The sequence below is a fragment of the Sphingobacterium sp. 18053 genome, assembly GCF_902706145.1.
In the GTDB taxonomy this organism is placed as follows: domain Bacteria; phylum Bacteroidota; class Bacteroidia; order Sphingobacteriales; family Sphingobacteriaceae; genus Sphingobacterium; species Sphingobacterium paramultivorum.
Map to the genome: position 1 here is coordinate 882,280 of NZ_CACSJW010000001.1, position 22,035 is coordinate 904,314.

Here is a 22,035-nt window from a genome sequence, read left to right on the forward strand (position 1 = left end):
ACTTTAAATCAACAACAAATATATAAATCACATTAAAAAGACAGCTGAACGAAAGGCATCGGAAAACTGACCGATTACAGACCTGATTTGATTTCACTTGAAGTTTTTTTTGACCACAAAATTGGCTACATTTGATTACTTAAATAAAAGCAGTATACCGCAGCAATTAACTGGGAATTTTATAACATTTCTTTATCTGGATCGATAAAAACACCCGGTTAAACCTCATTGATTATGGATCATAACATCAGCCTTGAAAACGATATTTTTAAGCATATTCCGCTAGAGCAGCACGTAGCGATTCAACAATACTTTAAATACAAAACCTACAAAAAAGCCGCTTTTATTATTAAACCGAATGATCTGGTAAAAGATCTGTATTGGATACAATCCGGATTGGTCAAACTCTCCTACGAAGATGAAAATTGCAGGGAGCATATCTTATCATTTGCCTTCGAAGATTGGTGGGAAACGGACTTTTCGGCATTTTATCATCAAACCCGGTCAAAGCTTTATTTACAATGCTTAGAGCCAACAGCGCTGTATTCATTATCTTATGCGGATTACCAGCGTATTGTGCAGCAGTATAGTCTGTCGAACTACTTTTTACAAAAATCAATCAATGGGCATATCGCCAATCAGCATAGAATACTGTCCTTGTTGACAGACAGCCCAAAATCCCGTTATGAACTTTTTATAAGCTCTTATCCTGCTTTGGTACAGCGCATCTCTAAAACGGTTCTTGCGCAGTATTTGGGTGTTTCAAGAGAAACGCTCAGCCGAATTTACAAATAGTGATTTCAGTCACAGGTTTATTTCTCGGGATCTCTCGAACTTTGTAGGCATTAAAAAACAGTGACTATGCAAAAGAGAACAATCAATCCCTGGAAGTGGCAAGAGCAACGGAATTATGTACAAGCGGTAGAGGTAAAAGATGTAAGTGGAACCCTATATGTTTCAGGACAAACCGCAATTGACGAAAACGGCATCTCAAGTAATGCTGATATGCGTACGCAGCTATCACTCGCCATTGCTAATGTGGAGCGTGTCATTTTAGAAGCAGGATATGAAATTCGCCATATCGTACGCTTGAACATCTACACGACATCTTCTGCTGAATTATTTCAAAATTTTGATCTATTTCAAGCATGGGCTCAAAAGAACCAGCTTCAGCAAGCCTCCACTGTGATGGAAGTAAAACACCTTTTCGAAACACTTCTGGTTGAGCTAGAGGTTACTGCGGTCAAATAAAATCATTCACTCGACGCCTACAATTGGCTATTTGTTACGAGCAAATACCTGCCTTTGATCGTATTTTCATCGGGACCTGATGGGATTATCCCGATGAAATCCCGATGCCAAACCGATGAGATCTACTGGAAACGCAGGAGCTGATCAGGAGAAGGACCGAAGAAGATCGGGATTTGAGTAAAAAACGTCTCACCGTTAAGGGAGACGTCTTCAATAAGCTGGCTAAGGTTTCCTATGGCCTGCCTTTTTATTCATACGCCCTAAGAGCCTGCTCGTCGCAAAGCTAACAACCGTTCCCAGCGCAGCCGTTAATACCGTCTGCAGCAAATCGCCCAGGGAGATACTGGCCCAGATGGAACAGATCGTGCCCCCGAGGGCAGAGATGCGGATATCATTGATTTTCATCAGCATCACTCCTTTCCTTGGGCAACATGGGTAGGTCGGAATTATTTACAACTGGCTGCTTTTCCTCTTCCATAACTGTTTCCAATATACCCAGTCCCACAGCGATATATTTCAAGATGTTACCCGCCTTTCCGGGCCATTTAACGGGAGCCGCAAGAACCACCTGCAGCACCTTTCCTATTTTCTTTAAGATTTTTTTCATTTAGCGAATATTCAAATACACTTCTGCATCCTGATCCCAAAGACTGTACACCAGTGCCTTAAGTTTTGCCAAGGCCTTGCCGCTGTAATCTCCTCTCCCTTCACCCGTTAGTACCGTTACCGGGGCAATACAGCCCTGCAGCTCTTTTAAAGCATTGTTGGCCGCATGGATCAGAATTGCTTCACGGCCGAGCACCATCGGAATACCGATCTGCTCGCCATGCTTGGGGTAACGCCGCTTTTCCAGTTTATACTGCCCAATAGGGATACAGCTTATCCGTGGAATATTATTTCGATCGGGCAGTTCGATTGTATGGCAGATTTCTTCACCCTTATAGGTGATGGTTCCATTGGTTCCCTGTGCCCCATATTTCCGTTGGAGTAGCAGGATATGTTTTGTTTTCATTTTGTTGAATAACCCAGATATTTTGACCGTGAATACTTTGTACCCTTCCGGTCTGACAGCAGTAGATAAAGATGGAATCCATCCTCGCGGAATCCTTCGGGAATTGGCACAATTACGCGTCCTTCCCGGCGTTGCCAGATCTGCTCGTTGACGTAGGCATAACCTTTATCCATTTGATAGGCACAAAGTATTAGCCGGTCATCCGAATCTAAAAATCTCGAATACCGTAGCTCATGCGTCAGTTCGATAGAATCGGTATAACGATTTATGCTTATGCCATATAGACCGGGCAGAGAACCTTCACTGAGGCGTACCAATGCAGGATCTACCACAGGTCCACCCTCCTCATGCCTGATGGCCATCTTAAGTAAATATCCCAGGGCCAATCCCCCTGCGAGGCTATTTTTCCGTTTGGCCATCTCGGAATACCCCTTTTTGACCAATCCATTTAAGGGCCTCAAAAAAGCCACCCCCACTTTAAAGGCCGCACGCACCCGCTGCTGCCCGGGGCTGATTGTCTTTTTTGCCATAATAAAATGTTAAAAAGGAGCTGAGCCCGATCGGCCCAGCCCACAGTTAATTAGATAAGCTGTACCTCGCCCAGATACACACTTTTGGACACCCGTGTTTTGGACCGATTGGACAAAAACAGCCAGGTATGCACTGAACCGGAAGCCAGATGGTCGGGCACCAGAAAGGTCACCACACCCATCGATCGCGTACTCGGTGCCGGCGTTGAAATAAACTCATCTTTTTCGGGATGATAAGCCAGCACGTAGACCAAGTCATCCGCAAAGGTTTCGAACGTTTCACTTGCACCTGTCGACCAGGTAAAGATAAGTTCACCCGAGTCATAGGAGGCTGAGACGGAACCTCCACCGTACAGGCCGCCATCCGAGATACTGATCTTGGCATAGTCAAGCGCGAAATCCGGATAGACACCCGTAATCGCCATTTTTTGATTGAATTGAAATGCGGCATTCATCGGGGTCACTTTCTCCGTGTTTTTACCGCCGAATCCGATTTTCAGAAAGACATTGATCGGTAGCAGAAAACGCATCAGCGTCCTGAACTTTTCCTGCTGGATGAGCTGTGCCTCTGAGGCGGGCTTAGATCTCTTTTTATAAAGCCCTTTGATGTAGTTGATGCTCTTCCAACTACTTCCGATTACTGAGCCGGCTTTACCCTTAAAGCCTCCATTTGCTCCGTTTACAATAGTTCCCATGTGTTAAAATCAATCCTGTTTCGTACCGGTACACTTGATTGACATAACAAACATAAAACACTTTAAATCAATAGCAAATAGACACACAAAGTTACACCGACCGTTGACCGACAGGCATCGGAAAACTGACCGATCATAGACCTGTCGTCATACTTTTCAGAACCGACATAAAGATTAAAATGGGCAAAAAATCAAAAGTAAAAAGGCAGATGATACTGATTACGGGGAGTAGTATCGATAAATCACCATCTTAGGATAATGGCATTATTTGGTATGGCAGGTAGTTAATGCGTTATTAACTCCTGCCTGTATTATTACAACCAGTTATTATTACTATTTAGATTTTCGCATCCATCAGTTTATTTTCTGAAATTGTTGGAGCATTTAGTTTTATTTTAATTACAAAAGCTCTTTTCGTTTTCAAATTTTCAGGGACAATGATATCGAAATACGTATTTGTATCTCTATCCAAACCAATATTTGCTTTTTTCAGCAGCAGATCACGCTGATGATCTAGTAAAGCTGCCGATGCGGGAACCAATTTGGCATTTCTAGGAAAAGCAAGTCTTAATATACCATCTACAGGTCTATTGATTACCGTTAAGAACAGCGAGGTCGGATCAGTTTTGCTCAAGGTGTAGTAACCATATTTACTTTCTAAGGGAAAGTTTTTCACTTCATAGATGGCTTCAGCATTCGCATTCGTCCATTTTCCCAATGCTGTAATCAGTTCATTCTCATGTTTACTCATATTTCCATCTTGGTCCGGACCGAAATTAAGGACAAAATTACCGTTCATGGCGCGAGATTTCATCAATAAATCGATGATGTCATTTGTTGTTTTCAAATACATTCCGTCCGTATTTTTTATATATCCCCAGCCGTTAGGCGGTATTGTCATCACACAGTCCCAATCGTTTCCGCCAAGCAACTCCATATCTGCAGGCATCTTCCGCTCCCAGCCCTGTTCATAATCGCCCAATAAGACGCCGTTTGAATCAAAATGCCGGCTTTCATATTCATCATTTCGAAAACGCGAACCGATGATTAGGTTTGGATTTTTATTTCTCAGCTCTTTCTCTAGGTTGTATGTAAACGCATAAGCATTTATCCAGGAAGGATCCCAGGTACCATCAAACCAAAAGCCTTTTATTTTGGGGTAATTTGTCTGTAATTCCAGCAGCTGGTTTCTGGTATATTTCAAAAAGCGATCAAAGCGAGCTATCTCATCAGGCGTTTTTGGAATGTTTTTGACATAGTCCTTGTTGTTCCATTCCTCTACAGAAAAATATAAAAACACATCGATCCCTTCCTCCGTATATGCATCCACCACCTGCTTCACGATATCTTTTTTATAAGGGCTGTTCGCTATGGTATAATCCGAATATTTAGAAGGCCATAAGCAAAATCCATCGTGGTGTTTTGTTGTAAAGATGACATATTTCGCACCCATTTCTTTGGCGCGCTTGGCCCATTGTTTTGCGTCAAAATTTTTTGGATTAAATTGTTTGTACAAGTTGTCGTATGTTTCTATCCAATTTTCAGGTACGGTAGGTCCCTCCCATTTTCGAATCCACTCCGATGCCGGTGCACCGCTCCGGGCGCTTACACCATTCCATTCATTGCCCGGAATGGCATATAAACCCCAGTGGATAAATTGGCCTAGCCCATAATTTCGAAATGCGGCCATTGCCGGATCAGTCCTGTTTGGCTTGGTAATGGCGCCAAATTTCACTTCAATGGGGTGAGCAGGTTTTTCCCTTTTGCCTGTCCACTGAGCCTTTACGAGCCCCTGCTGGAACAATGCAATAGCCATCAAAATAAGTATACGTTTGCTGGTTTTCATCTTGAAAAAAAATGTATAGATTTTAAATTAAGTTATTTATCGTCCTCAGGTAAAACAGACCAAATGAATGACGGATGTAATATCCAGTTAAAAAACCAGATTCATCTTATCAGAACCAAACGCAATCGGTTGTGTGATTACCGAAAACGTTTTAGTGTAAAATGAACACCTAAACACTGTTAATCAACAAAATAGCCACAATAGCTGTTACCTGACAACCCTGGTCATATTTTAACTGGCGGGGAGTTAATCCCCGATTAACTCCCTGCTCTCATCGTATTTTCATCGAGATTTCATCGGGTGCTGATCGGATTATCCCGATGAAATCCCAATGCCAATTCGATGAAAATTGCTGTAAAGGCAGGAGCTGGTTGGGAGCACGGGAGAAGAAAGTTGGGCAATCGTGCAAATAATCTTAAATTTGAAACCCTTAAAAATAAACAATGGAAATACGACACTATCAGCCCTCCGATCTGGCACAGATCAGTCAGTTATTCTACGATACGGTGCATACGATCAATGCAGCAGATTACAGCCAGGAGCAATTGGATGTGTGGGCGACGGGTCAGCTCGACCTGAAGGCCTGGAACGAGTCCTTTTTGGCCCACCATACCTTCGTTGCAGTGGTGAGTAATCAGCTTGTAGGATTTGGCGATATCACTCCAGCTGGCTACCTCGACCGCCTTTACGTGCACAAAGACTATCAGGGACAGGGTATTGCCACTGCACTGTGCAATAAACTGGAAAATGCTGCCGTATGCGATTTATTTACAACCCATGCTTCGATTACGGCAAAGCCCTTTTTTGAGCGCCGTGGATATCGGGTCATCCAAGAGCAGCAAGTCAGCCGAAAGGGCGTGGAGCTGACAAACTACGTGATGCAAAAAAAATAGATAAAAAAACGCCTCCCATTAAGAGAGACGCCCGAAGAAAGTAATGCGTATACAGGTAAAAATCGATTGACCGGGCAGGTTATAGGCCGCGGTAGCTCTTGCGCAGGCGTTCTACATCCACATCACGGTAAAAGCGTTTGTTGCGCTCGCGCTTGGCTATGCAGATATAGCCATCGCGCTGCAGCCGATAGAGCGTCTCGGTGGAAATACCGACATGCGATTTGACATATTCGGCATCACGCAGCAGCACATTTTCCGCTTCCAGCTGCTCCCGCAGCTCGAGATAAGTTGCCAGTTGGCGCTTTAGCGCCAGAAGTTCCAGCAAGATCAATTTTTGGGTAAAGGAATGCCCAGGACTTATGGAAAAGCCCTTGAGGTACTGATTTTTACGCATACATATTTATTTAGGGTTTATAAAAAGTTCATAAAAATAGGCCAATCAACAATATTGACGTAAGCGTATCAACCCCATATCACTTACACTGATCTCCAGATCGGTACGGTCTGGGAGAGAAATCTTACGATCGACAACGGTAGTAGCGAAATTGACATTGACAATAAAACCGCGGTGTACCCGCACAAAAGTACTTTGAGGAAGCATGGCCTCCGCCTCATCCATCGTCAGTCGGTAATTGAAATCTTCTGCTGGCTGCCGCAAATGAAAGACCGCATAGTTTTTACAGGAAGATACCGCCACGATATCGCCAAACTTGACCAGCCTGTCCATATTTTTGAAACTAAACCATTTTCCGCTGGGCTCAATATTGAAATCCATCTTAATGTGGATACTTTTCTGGTCCAAGGCGCGCTTGAATGCCAGGTAAAGATCCGAGAAGCTTACCGGTTTTATCAGGTAGTCGGCCACGGCAATCTTGATCCCTTCGTACGCATATTGAGCAGACTTGGTATACAAAATGACGGGCGGGCGCTTCTCCCCGGGCAGCGTCTGGTACAAATCCAGTCCTGACATCTGCGGCATCTCCACATCCAATAGCAGCACATCTGGCGGATTATCAATAATATTATTAAAGCCGTCTATCGCCTTGGTAAAACTCCTGATATCTCCCACCTGGCTGATTTCCCTAAATGCACTTTCCGCCATACGGATATCGTATGCATTGTCGTCAATAATGACCACATCGTATTTTGCCATATTATTGGTTTTTGAAAGTCAGTTTCACTATAAAATATTCCTGATATGCCACCATATACTCGAGCTCAATGAGCTGATTTTCCATCGATTCAAATAATCTGTTGACCAGTTCCAGGCCCTTGCCCGTTCCTTTTTTCACATCAGCTGCCGCAACACGGTTATGGATCTGCAGCTGCATACCTTCCGATACCTTAATCCATTTTACTTCGATCCATTCATCTGGATCATCGGGGCTATACTTCACCGCATTCTCGATCCAGGTCATGATGGTGAGCGTGGGGACAGATCTGTTCAAGAGCTTTTTATCCATAAGCTCCTCCCCTTTGATCTTAAAATTTCTGTTGCTGGAATAAGAGATCAATATTTTCGTGTATGCCCATTCCTCCCCAAGAGGTACCAATACCGTTGGGTTTGCGATCTTGTTGCTGACGTACTGGAAGAACACCAGGCTCCTGCTGCGGATGCGCTTGCTCCTGGGCTGCAACAGATCATAGACGTTGCCCAAAAAATGGCCTGACAGCAATTGCACATTCGATATATTTTTAATCTGCATTTCAGCCTTCCGAAATTTAAGGCCGGTGTAGTACCTTTCCCAGGTGAGGTAGTCGGTCAGGTATATTGCGACAAAAAACAACAGACCACCAATGATCTTACTGATCAGCACCGGTTTATGCGCGGGCAACCATGGCGCCGAAAAACCATCCATAAATTGTGGTACCAGACCATAAAAGTAAAATTTAACGACGTGATAGACTGTCAGAACAGCAAAGATTATTAGCCCATAGCCGAGCCAGCGATGGCGCTGCTTCCCTAGGGCAGTCCGATATCCCAAATAGAGCAGTAAAAAATAAATCAAATAAGGAAATAAGAACACACTATAGCTTAATGGTGTAAAACGATGAATTTTTGTGGCATTAATCAGTGTTAGACCGATTATCATCAGCCCTGCCGCCATAGCCGATCGCATCCATAAACTATTATGAATCGCATTTAGAGTAGGGTTAGGTTTCATATATTAACATTTTATTCCCTCTAAATTAACAATTAACTTTAAAGAAATCAAGCTTTAATCTGAAAAAACTGTCTATTCCGAATGTCGAACAGATATTTTTGCTGTTGATATTCCAGGGGTAAGACCCAGCTTCCCGACGCTGCTATCCCCCGGCTAGTATTCGCTTTATCGCCATTGTACTGATGGATAAAAGCCCAATTCTCCCAATATATCCACCCCTGGTTCATCATCTGCTGAAAGCTGAGCTGAAGCCCTGAAAAAGCATGCATCATTTCCGCTGCAGTAGGTTGTTTCGTATCGGTCAAAATAGGCACAAATGGATGGACAGCCCAGGGTATCTCCTCTTCGCAGCGCTCCATATAGGTGCAGTATACCGGGATACGGAATCTTGTCGCGAGCTTTAAAATATTGGTCCGCCAGCAGAAATAGTGCGCAGCAAAAGGGACGGGCAATTTATTGCTATCGCTGTGATCTACACGCTGCCCTTCGTTGGCATCCATAAAAACAAGTACAAGCCGTTTTTCCTTTACTGCCGACAAAATCTTTCTGAGCGAATAGGAGTTATTGGCATCAATACATTGCAGCATTTCGCTAGGCAGCTTCGCATTACGGAGCTCGGCATCATAGTATTCAGCTTCGCGCTCCAGAATAGATGCCGCGGCAAGCAGCGTAATCTGATAACCGCACTTGACCAGAAACTTAGGTAGTAATCTGTAAGGGCCATAATGAAAGGAAATGAGTATACCTCCTGCAGGTTTTATGTCCATTAGCAAAGGATCGAAATTAGGTAATTGATGAAGAGGATAGCGTTTATATAGGTGTTGAAACTGATTCCTGTTTTTAAGCCAGCTTGTATAATCTTTCCATAACTGTTCAGATGCTTTATCCGGGTAAAACTGCTGTACATTGGCCAGCCACATGAGACGGTGCAGGTTTTTGGTCTGTTGGGTATCCATAAGATTGATTTAAAGGAGTTAAAATAGACGACTTTAAGATCAGGAAGGCCTACCGGCCTTCCTGTTTGCAGGATTAGCAGTTCCGCCCGCTTAAAATGATTCGGGCCAACATTTGTCATCGCCCAGATCAATCAGTGGTGGGTCTTCGGAGAAGAATTCCATAATGGAGCTTCCGACAAAGACGATGGGTTCCGCTACTTCGATTTCTATTTCCATTTTTATCTTTAGGTCGTCGACCTGTAACCATCCGGGTCAGGTCATTCCCGTTGCTCCGTTAAGAGCATTTCTTATTCCATTTGCTGGCCAGCGTGACAAAGATGAAAATTGCCTTTTAAACAAAAAATAAATGGGAAATAAAGTCTTTCTCTGGGATAAAAGGGATTTTGCACAGCGATCAAATGTTGAAAGCTAAATTTGTCCCTGTAATTGCAGCGTTCATCCCCAGTTAAACCATTTATTTCCCAAAAATTGACTTCACCAGCTGAGTTTAATAAATTGTCGGCCTATTTTAAACGAACAATTACTGCCAAATACTTAATTATGAAGAAAAATAAAGAATACCTGCTCGATCCCTTTTTTAGGGATATTAACCCTAATTGGCAGGCTGAGATCCCCGAGCTGTCATCGGTATTTGAAGAAGAGCGCTTTATGCAGGGCGAACGGCTCGTCAACGACTGGGGCGAGCTTTATCTGATCGTTGACGGCATCTTTGGGAAATATGAGAAGACCTGTCCTGTGCGCTATGCCCTAGCTGGCGAATCGTTGATGATCCCCAACCATAAACACCGCTATCAGTTTACCGCACTAAGTGACTGCTGTACCTACCGTACCTCGCTCCGGCAACTGGAGGAAATAAATGCGCACAACTCGAAAGTCTTTCACCTGTATGCCAATCTCACAGACAAACAACAGACCTATCTCGATTATCGACATAAGCTATTATCGTTAAACAATCAGGATAAGTACGATTTTGTATTTGACAAATACCCCGATCTTAGAAGCTATGTGAAGCATCATGAACTGGCCCGGTTTATGGGAATCAGCAGCGAATTGCTCCGCCGCCTTTTGCGGGATCATGATTGCTAATAGCCCAATTTTTTGGGCATCCCGTCAAAATCTTTTGTCGTTGTAAACACAAAACTTAGCCTTCAAAATCCCAATATAGATAATGGGCTGTGCTTGAACTTTGTAATAGCAGCTCGGAGACAGCAAAACAATGCCATTCAGCTTAATCGAAGAAAGTAATATGTACAGGTGAAGCTTAATCCGAAAAGCCCAATAAAAAACAAGATTATGAAACAGCACAAAAGAAAATTTGCCCTATTCCCGTGTGTCGGTATGGTATAGCAATAATCGAAAAGGACTGGCACAGTAAGGCGTTTCGGTCAGCCCGGCAGAATCTGTGAAACCGGATACATCTTGGATGTAGCTGATTAATAAACAAGAATTGACTAATTTAAATTTTTGCAACATGGCATGGTTTCAATTAAATGCAGGGGGTAATCCGACAAATCCGTCGCATTACAGCAGTGTGGCAACACCTTCCTGCAGTGGATCAACTAAGATTTGTGCTGTAAATGCTACTGACAACGGTAGTGGACAGCCAGACCTTACAGATTCACTAAAAAATGAAATGATTGTGGCGCTCCAAAATAATAGTACTTCCTCAAACGTCAGATTGAGAAGTACTCCATAAGGATGTAATGCACCATAGATTAAAGCGGGGGAAATAATCCCCCGTTTCTGCTTTAACATATACATAGATTTATTTCTTTGAGACTACCAGCACTTCCATCTCCCGCTCACCTTCTACAAACTTTAACCCTTGTCCCTGCATCTGTTGATTGAGTTCTTCCAAGTTTGTAAAATCGCCTAACTTAATCCGATCTTTTTTATTCACTTCATCATAGACCGGCGGAAATAAGCCACTATAGTCTACTAAAAACGCTAATACGCCAGTCCCCTCCATGCCCTGCCGAATATCATTCGGATCAACAACAGCACGAGGGCCTGTATTGTCCTCTTGAAGAATCAGACAAGGTATTATCCGTTTTTCAAAGCGAACATCCAAACCCAAGAAAAGATTTAAATCATTGATTACCGCATGCGTTAGGGCGATACTATCCATCGGTATCGAACTTTTCCGCTCGTAGCAAATTCCATATTGCGTAAGCCATTTTTGAATCCCGCCTGTATTTTCGGGGTAATCCAACACATCCCTATTTACGTTATCCCAGATGATACGGTTACTTCCCAAAAGGTATGTCGGCTTTTTGATACGGCTCAACAGGGCCTTATAGGTCCGTAAGATACCATTGTTGGAAAGTGTAATTTTTGTTGTACCGGCACTTGTCTTCGTTTCCTGGATACCTTCCCATTGTGGCCAGTCTTCTGAATAGCCCTTGAGTACAACCGAAGCAATCCCATCGCTGGCATTGTTTTTCACATCAGAGAGCTGCATATAATCATCTTTCAGCGACGCCTTTATATGATCTTTACGCAGAAGTTCGTTTACTCCTTCTACCGTTATAAAATCACTAAAGGTGACAGCACGGACGATACCATTCTTTACGACGGCCACATGGGGAACTCCGGCATGCGGAAATAGCGCTTTGAGCTGTTTGTCATTTATAATTGTCGGTAGGATGGCGTCCTTTTCTTTCAGAAACTTGTTGTTCTGGTAAAATTTTTCGATGGTTGCCCTATCCTGCCAGGTGACCATATAAATTTGCACTTCAGCTCCCAGCTTCTTTTGTAAGGCTTTGAGCTTGGGCATACTTTCGATACAGCTGACGCAATAGGTATCGAAGAAATCATAGATTACAACCGACGGGTTTTTACTCAGCTCCATCGTGCTGCCGACCAACTCAACTTTATTTAGCTTTGGCATTTTGTCATTTACCTTTAAGCCTCTACTCTGCCCAAATGCATTGTTTAAATGCAATAACACCATTATGGAAAACAAAACTACTTTCATTATATTTCTTTTCATTACTTCTTGATTTATATTATTTTAGAAACTCAACATTAACTATATAATACCCGTTTAATCACGGGCATTTTGCGTCATACCCGACTCTTGGATGGCTACTTGGGGAATCAATATTGCATACTTTTTACTACCAGGCTTCAGCGTATATGACTTTCCATCTAGCATCCTTGTCAGTGTCTGCACAGTGCTTGCCTCTTGATTGAGCCTTTTTAGATCTGCCCAGCGCAGCCCTCTAAAAATTAACTCTTTCCGCCGCTCTAGCAGCACCTCATTTAGCAGCTCGGTTGCATTGGTACTTTCGAAAGGGCTTATACTACCCGCCTTATAGCGAACTGATCTGAATGTATTTAGGTCCTCGGTTGCCAGATCAAGCTGGCCGAGGCGTGCGGCAGCTTCTGCCCTTGTCAAATACATCTCGGCCGTTGTGAGGCCCACAAATATTCCCGATAGTGAATTATCGTACGAACCTTTGAACACCATACCATTGCCCGTCTGTCTGAAAAAGAGGCCTCGTCGCAGATCATTTGTCGCATAGCTCCTAAAGAGCGCCGTATCCACAAGGGCATAGCTCTGTCCCAAGGCGTAGCTGGAAGAACTCGTTGCCGGAAAAAGTACCTCAGCATTGAATCTTGCAAACGGAAGGCTGGCAGCAGCATTGAGACTATTATAGTCCAGCAGTGTAGGCTGCAGGGCCAGCGCGGAATCTGCATATTGAAATGCGCGCTCATTATCTTGCATTTCCAAATAAAGTCTGGCCAAGCCAGCGTAGGCTGCTGCCCTGCCGGGCAAACCTTTATTTTCTGCCTGTAGAGGCAGATCACGTGCTGCGAGTGTATAATCTTTTATAATCTGCAGGCAGGTTTCATAGAGCGAAGCCCTTACCGAGCGCTCATCCAGGTTCGGCGAAAGCTTTATCGGCAAGCCGAGGGCTTCGGGCGCAGTGTCCTTGTTGTAAGGCGGTGTAAACACCTGCATCAACTGCTGCATCGCAAATGCCCGAAAGAAATGTGCGCCCGCATTACATATCTTCCATCGATCACCTGAACGATCTGTGATTTCTGCCAATACCGATAAAACCTGATTCGCTTGGTAAATAGTTTTATAGGGGCCCTGCCACTGGTTGGTCGACACAATCGGTTCATCCGACCATATGTATACGTTACGTTCGTCAATATCAGAAATAGCCTTCCATGAGGATGCAGTCAGGTAATAGTTGTCGGCGGCCACTTCACCATAACTGGGATACTTGGTATTCATGGTGCTGTAATCATTGAGCAGTAGCTCACAGTCCTCCAATGTCTTGGGGATAACCATTTTGGCGTCGGGCTTTAAATCCAAATAGTTGTTACAGCTCGATAGCAGCAAAAATGAGGAAACCATCCATTTAAATAATCTCTTAAACATATTCCTTTAATTATATATTTTACAATATGTTATGAACAAAAAAAATATTCGATACACGATTTTTTGTTTCTAAAACTTTAAGTTAACACCGAGTGAAACAGCCAGGGGGTCAGGGCTGCTCCTGCCAAATTCAGGATCTATTCCCAACTTATTAGCTCGCCATAGCGTAGCGATATTTGCCATATAGGCGTATACCGAAGCACTTTTATATTTAAGCCGCTGCAGCGATGGTAAATGATAGGTCAGCTGAATATCCCTCAATTTGATGATCCCTGCATTTTCTACGAGTGGCGAAGATGCTTCGTAAAAGTAATCTGCATAATAATTTGCAGGATACGTGAATACCGGTACATCAGTAAAAGCTTCATCTCCCGGTTTCTGCCATCTTTTTGCATAATCTGCATGGCCTACCCGATCTGAGATCAGTCGGGTATTATTCAATGTACTTCGCATAAATACGTGCCCGAGCTGAAAAGCAATATTGAACGAGCATTCCACCGGACCCCAGCTCAAATTATTACGCAAAGAGCCAAAGTAAACAGGCATTGCCGTACCATGATTATCTAGGTCAAATACTGTCGTATTGTTAAAAATTTGGCTATAATCCTTTGAAATCTCCCCATTGACATAACCTCTCGCTTCCCCCGTTTCGGGATCGAGACCGACCCATTTGTAGGCATATACCGTATATAGATCAGCCCCTTCGACTGGCGTCATCAAATTGCCAAATGCTCCACCGATAAAGTTGGAGGCAGTAGGATTTGCGATATATGACTTAGCCACTTTTGTCCGGTTGTAAGCGAATACAAGATTAGAAGACCATTGCCAGTTGTTCTTTTTGATATTGACCGAATTAATGGATAGATCTACTCCTCTGCCATGCAGATCGGCACTATTGACAACGAGGCTATTAAAACCAGATGTCGGGTCTATGCGGGAAGAGGCGATCAGATCTTTTGGCCTTTTATCATAATATTCCATTGCTCCGCTTAGCCGATTATTGAGAAAAGAAAAGTCCAGCCCCAGGTTCAATGTACCGACCCTTTCCCACCGTAGACTGGGATTAGGCGGTGATTGCATGGTAGCATAGGGTTGCCCAGTGATAAAGTGCGGTGTTGTCTGAATATTGATTATCGGATAAGCCGAGGTATTATTATTCACATTGCCATTATACCCATAGGTTGCTCGCAGTTTGAGGTAGTCAGTTGTTTTTAGACCTATAAATGATTCTTTTGACATCACCCATGCTAGGCCAACAGACCAAAAAGGCTGTCCTTTACTATTGGATTTCACCCCAAAGAGGTTTGAACCATCCTTCCTAAAACTCCCTGAGAGCACGTATTTATCCAAATACGTATAGGCGAGGTTGCTATAATAAGAGCGATACCGATTGGTCAATTTAGTAAGCACATTATAGTCCGGAATGGTCAACTCCCCTGCCATCCCATTCAGATAAGGATAATTGCGTGTATAATCCACGTTGACATAGGCATAAGTCTCCGGATTAAAACCATAATAGGCATTTGATGAAGCACGCTCAACATTTTGCCTAATTTCGACCCCGGCAATCATATTCAGCCGATGCCTATCTGCAAAGCTCCGATCAAATGAAAGCAGCGCCCTACCCTGATGTGCCTGGCCCAGATGGTTGAACGGCTGATAAAAATCACCTATGGGCACCGCAAAGTTTACCTTTTCATTATCCCAAGAAGCATAATAATTGATCATCTCGCGCATGCTGATGCTGTTTTTACTTCTGTAGGTTTCTTCAAGACCATTATTATTCCGATAGCTGTAATAGAGCGAAGCCCGCAATCCAGTGATGATCTCATAATTTAGATTAAAGTCAAGTAACACCTCTTTGTTCGTCCGCCGGTTATACGTTTCATTTAATTCAGCTAACGGTCTATAATTCCAGTCCAGAAGCCTCCCTCCGGCGACAGTATCCCGGAACATCGGATTCATGCCTACGGTCTCAACCTGTAGAGGCTTACCGTTCTGATCTGCTAGTTGCATGTAGGGATAGTTGCCGAAGCCATTACCCATGCTATTATATTCTAATGGTGCATCACTCTTTCTGTTTCTATTCTCAACGTACTGAATTGCCACTTGCATATCCATCTTTTTGAATGGACGATAAAGGTGACTGCTCCTGAGCGAAATCCGATCATTGCCGTAAGTCACCACTCCACCTTTATTTTTGTCGAAACCTACAGAAAATAATGAGGCTACTTTAGCACTTCCCCCACTGAGTTGGACGTTGTATTGCTGCTTTATTGCATTTCGATATATGTATTTATCAAAATCATTCCGCATATCGCTGTTGCGCAACCGATCGATCTGTGCCATAGCTTCCTGTTCCGTAAGATTTCCTTGCTGCTGTTTCCGAAGAATTTGTACCACAGGGCTAAAGTTGTTCCAGATATCATTGAACATCCAGTCATAGTACCCCTGATTGAAAAGAGTTTTTTCTACATCAATAAAATCCGAAGAATTCATCTGCGGTTGATAGTAGAGATCAGGTTTGGCAGCTATTGTCAGATTCGAATTCAACGACAGTTCAAAAGGACGTTCGAGCACACCTTTCTTGGAGGTGATGACGATAACGCCATTTCCAGACTGCGCTCCCCAGATTGAAGCGGCTGCAGCATCTTTGAGCACGGTGATATTCTCGATATCATTGGGGTTAATATTATTAAAATCACCCTGATAAGGCATCCCATCGAGTACGATCAAGGGCCAACGATTGGGGCCGATTGTGCTATTCCCACGGATGTAAATATTTGGATAATTGCCGCGTCCGGCTGCAAATGTCTTGACCGAGGTAATACTGGGTACCACATCCTCCAGCCTGCTTATAAAATCTGTTGACACTTTGCGATTGAGTAGCTTATTGTCCACAAACTCAAAACTTCCCGTTGCCCTTTCTTTCGGAATCTTTTGGTAACCCGTAGAAACTACCTCCACCTCGTCCAATTGATTCTCTATCGGTATCAATTTTACATTCAATGATACCCCAGCAACATAAGGCAGTTCTAATTGCTTGAATCCCATGTGGGAGAATGAAATTGTGCCTTTCGGATTTGAGGTATGGAGAGAAAAGGAACCATCATTTTTGGACAAAGCCCTACCCTTTTCACCATCTACTCGAATGGACACCCCTTGGATTGGCTTACCATCTACTGCAGACACGACGGTACCGCTGATGGACAACAACCCTTCCGCCCCGCTGTCCTTGCGGGGCGTCTGAGCTGATAAACTAAACATATGAAAACTGAACATCATAAGGAACAGGATTAGAATTGTCCTTATGCTAAACATTCCCTTTATACTCTTTGGCATCGGCACAGGGGTACATGCCGACGTCATCTGCCTCAAGCTATATACTAAACAATCGAAGGGGTGCTTTTTACCCCACGTAAATGGTACTTTTTTTAAATTATAATTTGCGGCATCTTTTGTAGATGCCAGATATACTACCTTATCCAATAAGGCAGTCATCAGATTTGATCTGTGTTTCATCTGCTTATTGTTAAGGTTAGTCTGTAATTCGTCCAAAAAACTCATGGATCCGTTTTGTTATTTCGAGCTCATCCAAGCTGGATAATGTTGTTTCAGCTTCTGAAATATCAATTTTACTAATGTCCATAAAGTCTTTGTGTATATGGAAGTAGGCAATTAGCAGCGCCATCACCTCCACAGCAAATACCTGCTTGTGGCAGATTTCCAGAACATTCTCGCCAGAAGATCTCTCGGCTGATTTTTTCAATAGTATATTGATCGTATTTTGAATGGTATTGATGTCGTACTTATTCCAAAATTCGATGATCTTTTTAATCGGATCATAAGCAGGTTCATGTGCTTGGTATATAGCTAGCTCTAGGGCGAGCACATTTGAATATTTTTGATTCATTTTAAAGGTTCATAAAGATGACTTGAGCTATGGCCTTTCCTTTTTATTAGGCATAGCTTCCCCCATTGCAAAAAAATTGCGTTCCAAAGAGGTGTCATTGCAAGAAATTTTAGTCCCTGCAGGTGTCACAAATTAAGAATTAACAAAATCCCGCAAAGCGCCCCGAGACGGTTACAAAGCATTGATTAGGGGGACATTATGGCGCTTCCTGTCGGGAAAGATAAAAAACCGATCTGTAAGCAATAGAAATCTATGCTTAAATTCCTTTATTTTGTTTGGAACAATAAATTTTAAATGCTAATTTTAAGTTGTTGACGCTTGAATAGAGCATTTAAATCTATTATTAACCTGATCTAAAGGGAATGTTGTAAAAACAGACAGATCGGAAAACCTTGAATAAGGTAGTACTTATTTGTATCCTATCGGCACATTACAAATTGGCGATAGCAGCCCTCTCCTATTTCGGTTTTTAATAATTTAAAGACTATTCAGGCGCGCGGATAGCGTTCTTTATGGGAATAGTGTCGGCAAACCGATGGCTTAGCTCCTGGAGGTAAACTGTGGTTTTTAATTGGGTGTTTTCTGTTCGTTTTATCATAATCTAATTGTGGTTATAAAAAACGATGTGCTCAGAAAGCTTGAGGAAACTCGCATTGGTTAAAAACCAATAGGGCGAATCCCAATGCTCCGTTAGTGGTGCCGCTAAGTACCCCATGATCAAAACCATGGCTCCCCGGAGACTGACAAGGGAATCGCCCTATTGGACTAATATCTACAAAGATAAAAAAATCCAATAGAAAGCGAACCCAAGGTCGACTCATAGGGAAAAATTTAGCGGCTTCCTAATATGAGTGACATCGTTTAGGTAGAGATATCCTCTACCCTAGTTGTCGCTATATGTTGCTGAAACAAATATAGGTAATAAATATAAAATATAAAAATATTTTCAATAAATTATGAGTAAAAATATAGTTGATGAGTATATAGATATTTTACAATATTATCTGGAATACTATGGACTCTATCACATAGATATCAAAAACCTTCTTAACACCTCAACAGATATTGTTCAAGATATTAAAAAGGGTAAAAATGGTCCTACCCTGAAAAAATTGGGAGAAATAGCTCAACTTTTTGGTTTAAATTATTACGAGTTTGGAAATCCCGAATTCAAGGTGCCTGAAAAAGAGAATTTGCCAACGCTCACCCAAGAGAAGATCTTGTGGAGAGCTGAAGTAGGACCGCCTCAATCTAAAAAATACAATAAACTTGACTTAAATAATGCTGTTATTGATGCACTAGAAGCTTTTAAAGATATGGAGAAATTTCTTCCTTCAGAAGTGTATGATAGTTTACCTCAAGAATTAAAAGAAAAATTAGGCTCTACAATACGCATTACTGGTCTTTTTTCTGATGAACTTAGCGAAAACGTTGAAAAAACAGGAGAAAAACTTGACAAGGGAGAGGTTGGCCGAAAACAGGAATATTATAAAGTAATATCGTTAGAAAAAGGTCTGAAACGTAAAAAATAAATCTTACTTAAATTATGGACGCAAACGGGAAAGCGCTTACTGAGCCATCCATCTTAAATAATAGAACGGAAAAGATTTTCAAGTATGTGGAGGCCTACAACGAGATGAATGTGGAAAGTATGATAACAGATTTGCTGATGGCATACTCTTCTTAAACGTCATGAACGGCGAGAAAACGATGGAATTACGCGATATTGAAGAGTTTAAGAATCAAGCCATTGACGCCCTCTCCTATTTCAGCGAGCGAGAGCGGTCCATCGAGGCGATAAATCATATCCAGAGTTCTATTGAAATCATAATTAACTACAAGGCTATTGCAGCAATAGATTTTCATAACGGTCTGAAAAAAGTTGATGAGATAAACCTGCAAGGGAAATCGATTTTTGAGTTTTCTGACGATGGAAAGATAGTTAAGTCAACAAATATGACTTAATATTATATAAGTATAAAAAACAATTCATTAATAACTAAATATCTGGCCATTTAGTTATTAATGTATTAATGTAAAATAATATTACATAAACGATCATCATGTGTTAGTAGAATAAAATATATTTAATAAATTACAATATAGACCAGTTAAATACTTAATGAATTTTAAAACAGAAAATAATGGAACACACCAAACTTCAGGAAGGATTATTTAAAATAAGACCAGCAGGAAGACATATAATTACAATTGGTCGTGATCTGATAAAAGATAAGTACGCTGCTATCGTAGAACTAGTAAAAAATGCTTATGATGCAGATTCGCCAACATGTGCTATTTCGCTTATTCCTTTTGAAAAAAACAAATTTGAGCAAGGAATTGAGAAAAAATTTACTGGGATTAAAGTCATTATTGAAGATAAAGGACATGGCATGTCATTTGAAACTGTGACTGACAAATGGATGGTGCCATCGACAGACGATAAGCTTACTCGAAAATTAAGTCCTGGGAAAAGGGTAATGCAAGGTAAGAAAGGAATAGGTAGATACTCTGCATCCATGATAGGAGATGATTTGGTATTACAAACAATTGATAAATATGGAGATCTGACAACATTATATTTAATTTGGAAAGATTTTGAAGATGCAAAATATTTAAACGATGTTGATGTATTAATTGAGAACTTCAAAACAGATGAAGAAAGTGGAACTGAAATTATAATTGTTGGAGATGAAAATCATCTTAAAGAATGGGATGCTAAACAATTAAGAAATTTAAAATCCGAGCTCAAAAAACTCATTCCGCCCACAGATAATGAAGTAGAAGATCAAGATAGGGATAAATTTAAAATTACACTAAATCTGGGAGACTTCCCTTATGAAGGTTATTCTAATGTTAGCGAAGTAATTGAGCCTTATCCACTATTTGAATTATTTGATTATAGAATTTCTGGAAAAATCTTAAAAGATGGCACTGCTAAATTAAAATTTGAAAACAATAGAGTAAAAGAAAGTCGGAAAGAGGAGCTAAATGATTTTAAAATTTTATTAAACCAAGACAATAATCAGGAAAGACAAGCATTTTGTGGAGAATTGAAAGTAGATTTTAGGGTTTTTGACAGAGATCCTGCATCTATCGACGGATTAATAGAAAGAGGCCTTAAAGATCCAGTGACAGGGCAATATGTAGGTAGAAGAGAAGCACGGATTATTTTAGACACATTCAATGGTGTTGGAGTATATCGTAATGGATTTAGAATTAGACCTTTGGGGGATGCTGGTTTTGATTGGTTGTATCTAGATAATCAAAGAGTTCAGAATCCTTCATTAAGAGTGGGATGTGATCAAGTAATTGGGTTTATTCATATTCAATCAGAAGATCAATCTGGATTAGCTGAGAAATCCGCAAGGGATGGATTAAAAGAAAATGCAGAGTACTTCGGTCTTCGCGAGATAGCTAAACAAGTATTAAAAGAACTTGAAAACAGAAGATTTGCATATAGACAAAATGTTGGGTTAGGAAGAAGTAATAGGGATATTAATGAAAAGATAAAGGCTCTTTACAATTTTAAAGATCTTCAAAATAAAATTGATATAGAGCTTGATAATTTAGGTATCGAAAAAAGCAAAAGGGAGAAGATTAATAATCTAATTTCTGAAAAAGAAGAGAAGAGTAATAAAATTGCAGATGAATTAAAGCAAGTAATTGCTTTATATCAAGGACAAGCTACTGTAGGCAAAATTGTAAATGTTGTTCTTCACGAAGGAAGAAAACCACTAGGATATTTTAAAAACCAGATCCCTCTTATTTACGATTGGTCAAAGGAATTAGAGGAAACTTTCGATCAAGAACTATTGAATAAGATAATAAATAGACTTTCAGTAATAGAGGAACAAGGTGCAATTTTTGTAAAACTTTTCGGTAAACTTGATCCTTTATCCGCAAAAAAGCGCGAAAAGAAAAAAGATTTTAATTTGTATGATGTTCTTAAGAATGTTATTGATGTCTTCCGTTTAGAACTTTTAAGTCAAAAAATTGACACAAAAATAGACTGTGATAAGAACCAAACAATTTACGGTTGGAAAGAAGATTTTTATATAGCCCTTACAAATCTTGTTGACAACAGTATCTACTGGCTACAATCGAACATTGACAAACCCAAACTGATAAACATCAAAGTATTTGAGGAAGACGAATTACTCATAATTGAATATAGAGATACAGGCCCTGGAATAGAAAAGCATTTGATTGAAAATGAGGTTATTTTTGAGCCAGAATTTAGCAATAAAACAGTAGGCGGATCGGGACTAGGATTGGCAATTGCCGGGGAGGCAATCGAAAGAAATGATGGTGAGTTAAAGGCTATATATTCACAAGATGGTGCCTTTTTTAAAATAGAGATAAAAATACAATAGAC

The 22,035-nt window shown here is 41.4% G+C and carries 23 protein-coding genes; 9 read left to right on the forward strand and 14 right to left on the reverse strand.

Annotation, left to right across the window (positions count from 1 at the left end; all coding sequences use genetic code 11):
- Positions 1-234 precede the first annotated feature (234 nt).
- Together GVK91_RS03950 and GVK91_RS03955 are read left to right on the forward strand one after the other, a co-directional pair.
- Positions 235-795 (forward strand): Crp/Fnr family transcriptional regulator, encoded by a 561-nt coding sequence (locus tag GVK91_RS03950; RefSeq protein ID WP_159727065.1) that lies wholly within the window; start codon positions 235-237, stop codon positions 793-795.
- Positions 796-861: 66 nt separating this feature from the next.
- Positions 862-1,251, forward strand: a complete 390-nt coding sequence (locus GVK91_RS03955) for a RidA family protein (RefSeq protein ID WP_159727067.1) — start codon at positions 862-864, stop codon at positions 1,249-1,251.
- Positions 1,252-1,642: 391 nt separating this feature from the next.
- On the opposite strand, the gene GVK91_RS03960 is transcribed toward GVK91_RS03955, so the two are convergent.
- The 5 genes from GVK91_RS03960 to GVK91_RS03980 all read right to left on the reverse strand — a co-directional run bounded on the left by GVK91_RS03960 (position 1,643) and on the right by GVK91_RS03980 (position 5,334).
- The gene (locus GVK91_RS03960; RefSeq protein ID WP_153847793.1) at positions 1,643-1,858 is read right to left on the reverse strand and encodes a hypothetical protein; all 216 of its coding nucleotides are present in this window, start codon (positions 1,856-1,858) and stop codon (positions 1,643-1,645) included.
- On the reverse strand, positions 1,859-2,263 hold the full coding sequence (locus GVK91_RS03965) for a DUF5675 family protein (RefSeq protein ID WP_159727069.1): 405 nt from the start codon (positions 2,261-2,263) through the stop codon (positions 1,859-1,861). It lies immediately after the preceding gene.
- On the reverse strand, positions 2,260-2,793 hold the full coding sequence (locus GVK91_RS03970) for a DUF6266 family protein (RefSeq protein ID WP_159727071.1): 534 nt from the start codon (positions 2,791-2,793) through the stop codon (positions 2,260-2,262). The genes GVK91_RS03965 and GVK91_RS03970 overlap by 4 nt, the downstream gene beginning before the upstream one ends.
- 50 nt (positions 2,794-2,843) lie before the next feature.
- On the reverse strand, positions 2,844-3,488 hold the full coding sequence (locus tag GVK91_RS03975) for a DUF6266 family protein (RefSeq protein WP_159727073.1): 645 nt from the start codon (positions 3,486-3,488) through the stop codon (positions 2,844-2,846).
- Positions 3,489-3,825: 337 nt separating this feature from the next.
- On the reverse strand, positions 3,826-5,334 hold the full coding sequence (locus tag GVK91_RS03980; protein WP_159727075.1) for an alpha-L-fucosidase: 1,509 nt from the start codon (positions 5,332-5,334) through the stop codon (positions 3,826-3,828).
- Between the two features lie 443 nt (positions 5,335-5,777).
- Between GVK91_RS03980 and GVK91_RS03985 the strand changes: the two genes are divergently transcribed.
- Positions 5,778-6,227, forward strand: coding sequence for a GNAT family N-acetyltransferase (locus tag GVK91_RS03985; RefSeq protein ID WP_159727077.1), 450 nt, complete (start codon positions 5,778-5,780; stop codon positions 6,225-6,227).
- A 79-nt stretch (positions 6,228-6,306) separates the two neighbouring features.
- Here the strand turns inward: GVK91_RS03985 and GVK91_RS03990 are convergent, their stop codons facing one another.
- The 4 genes from GVK91_RS03990 to GVK91_RS04005 are packed head-to-tail and all read right to left on the reverse strand — an operon-like array spanning position 6,307 to position 9,348.
- Positions 6,307-6,621, reverse strand: coding sequence for a MerR family transcriptional regulator (locus tag GVK91_RS03990; protein ID WP_159727079.1), 315 nt, complete (start codon positions 6,619-6,621; stop codon positions 6,307-6,309).
- 45 nt (positions 6,622-6,666) lie between these two features.
- Positions 6,667-7,380, reverse strand: a complete 714-nt coding sequence (locus GVK91_RS03995) for a LytTR family DNA-binding domain-containing protein (protein ID WP_159727081.1) — start codon at positions 7,378-7,380, stop codon at positions 6,667-6,669.
- A gap of 1 nt (position 7,381) precedes the next feature.
- Complete coding sequence (locus GVK91_RS04000) at positions 7,382-8,392, reverse strand: hypothetical protein (RefSeq protein WP_159727083.1); 1,011 nt, start codon at positions 8,390-8,392, stop codon at positions 7,382-7,384.
- A gap of 47 nt (positions 8,393-8,439) precedes the next feature.
- On the reverse strand, positions 8,440-9,348 hold the full coding sequence (locus GVK91_RS04005) for a hypothetical protein (protein ID WP_159727085.1): 909 nt from the start codon (positions 9,346-9,348) through the stop codon (positions 8,440-8,442).
- Between the two features lie 540 nt (positions 9,349-9,888).
- Here GVK91_RS04005 and GVK91_RS04010 point away from each other — a divergent pair.
- Both GVK91_RS04010 and GVK91_RS04015 read left to right on the forward strand, forming a co-directional pair.
- Positions 9,889-10,434: a hypothetical protein gene (locus tag GVK91_RS04010; protein WP_159727087.1), complete on the forward strand. Its 546-nt coding sequence runs from the start codon at positions 9,889-9,891 to the stop codon at positions 10,432-10,434.
- A 385-nt stretch (positions 10,435-10,819) separates the two neighbouring features.
- Complete coding sequence (locus tag GVK91_RS04015; protein ID WP_159727089.1) at positions 10,820-11,044, forward strand: hypothetical protein; 225 nt, start codon at positions 10,820-10,822, stop codon at positions 11,042-11,044.
- Between the two features lie 69 nt (positions 11,045-11,113).
- On the opposite strand, the gene GVK91_RS04020 is transcribed toward GVK91_RS04015, so the two are convergent.
- The 5 genes from GVK91_RS04020 to GVK91_RS04040 form a co-directional block, all read right to left on the reverse strand.
- Positions 11,114-12,340 (reverse strand): hypothetical protein, encoded by a 1,227-nt coding sequence (locus tag GVK91_RS04020; RefSeq protein WP_159727091.1) that lies wholly within the window; start codon positions 12,338-12,340, stop codon positions 11,114-11,116.
- Positions 12,341-12,394: 54 nt separating this feature from the next.
- Entirely contained in the window at positions 12,395-13,744 is a 1,350-nt protein-coding gene (locus tag GVK91_RS04025) for a RagB/SusD family nutrient uptake outer membrane protein (protein WP_159727093.1), read from the reverse strand.
- 69 nt (positions 13,745-13,813) lie between these two features.
- The gene (locus tag GVK91_RS04030) at positions 13,814-17,266 is read right to left on the reverse strand and encodes a SusC/RagA family TonB-linked outer membrane protein (RefSeq protein ID WP_159727095.1); all 3,453 of its coding nucleotides are present in this window, start codon (positions 17,264-17,266) and stop codon (positions 13,814-13,816) included.
- A 16-nt stretch (positions 17,267-17,282) separates the two neighbouring features.
- Entirely contained in the window at positions 17,283-17,657 is a 375-nt protein-coding gene (locus GVK91_RS04035) for a hypothetical protein (RefSeq protein WP_159727097.1), read from the reverse strand.
- A 629-nt stretch (positions 17,658-18,286) separates the two neighbouring features.
- Positions 18,287-18,478, reverse strand: a complete 192-nt coding sequence (locus GVK91_RS04040; RefSeq protein ID WP_159727099.1) for a hypothetical protein — start codon at positions 18,476-18,478, stop codon at positions 18,287-18,289.
- 135 nt (positions 18,479-18,613) lie between these two features.
- On the opposite strand from GVK91_RS04040, the gene GVK91_RS04045 reads away from it, so the two are divergent.
- The 4 genes from GVK91_RS04045 to GVK91_RS04060 all read left to right on the forward strand — a co-directional run bounded on the left by GVK91_RS04045 (position 18,614) and on the right by GVK91_RS04060 (position 22,033).
- Positions 18,614-19,189: a hypothetical protein gene (locus GVK91_RS04045; protein WP_159727101.1), complete on the forward strand. Its 576-nt coding sequence runs from the start codon at positions 18,614-18,616 to the stop codon at positions 19,187-19,189.
- A gap of 14 nt (positions 19,190-19,203) precedes the next feature.
- Positions 19,204-19,344 (forward strand): hypothetical protein, encoded by a 141-nt coding sequence (locus GVK91_RS04050; protein WP_159727103.1) that lies wholly within the window; start codon positions 19,204-19,206, stop codon positions 19,342-19,344.
- Positions 19,345-19,349: 5 nt separating this feature from the next.
- Positions 19,350-19,622, forward strand: coding sequence for a nuclear transport factor 2 family protein (locus GVK91_RS04055; RefSeq protein ID WP_159727105.1), 273 nt, complete (start codon positions 19,350-19,352; stop codon positions 19,620-19,622).
- 179 nt (positions 19,623-19,801) lie between these two features.
- Positions 19,802-22,033: a sensor histidine kinase gene (locus GVK91_RS04060; protein ID WP_159727107.1), complete on the forward strand. Its 2,232-nt coding sequence runs from the start codon at positions 19,802-19,804 to the stop codon at positions 22,031-22,033.
- The last annotated feature ends 2 nt before the right edge of the window (positions 22,034-22,035 follow it).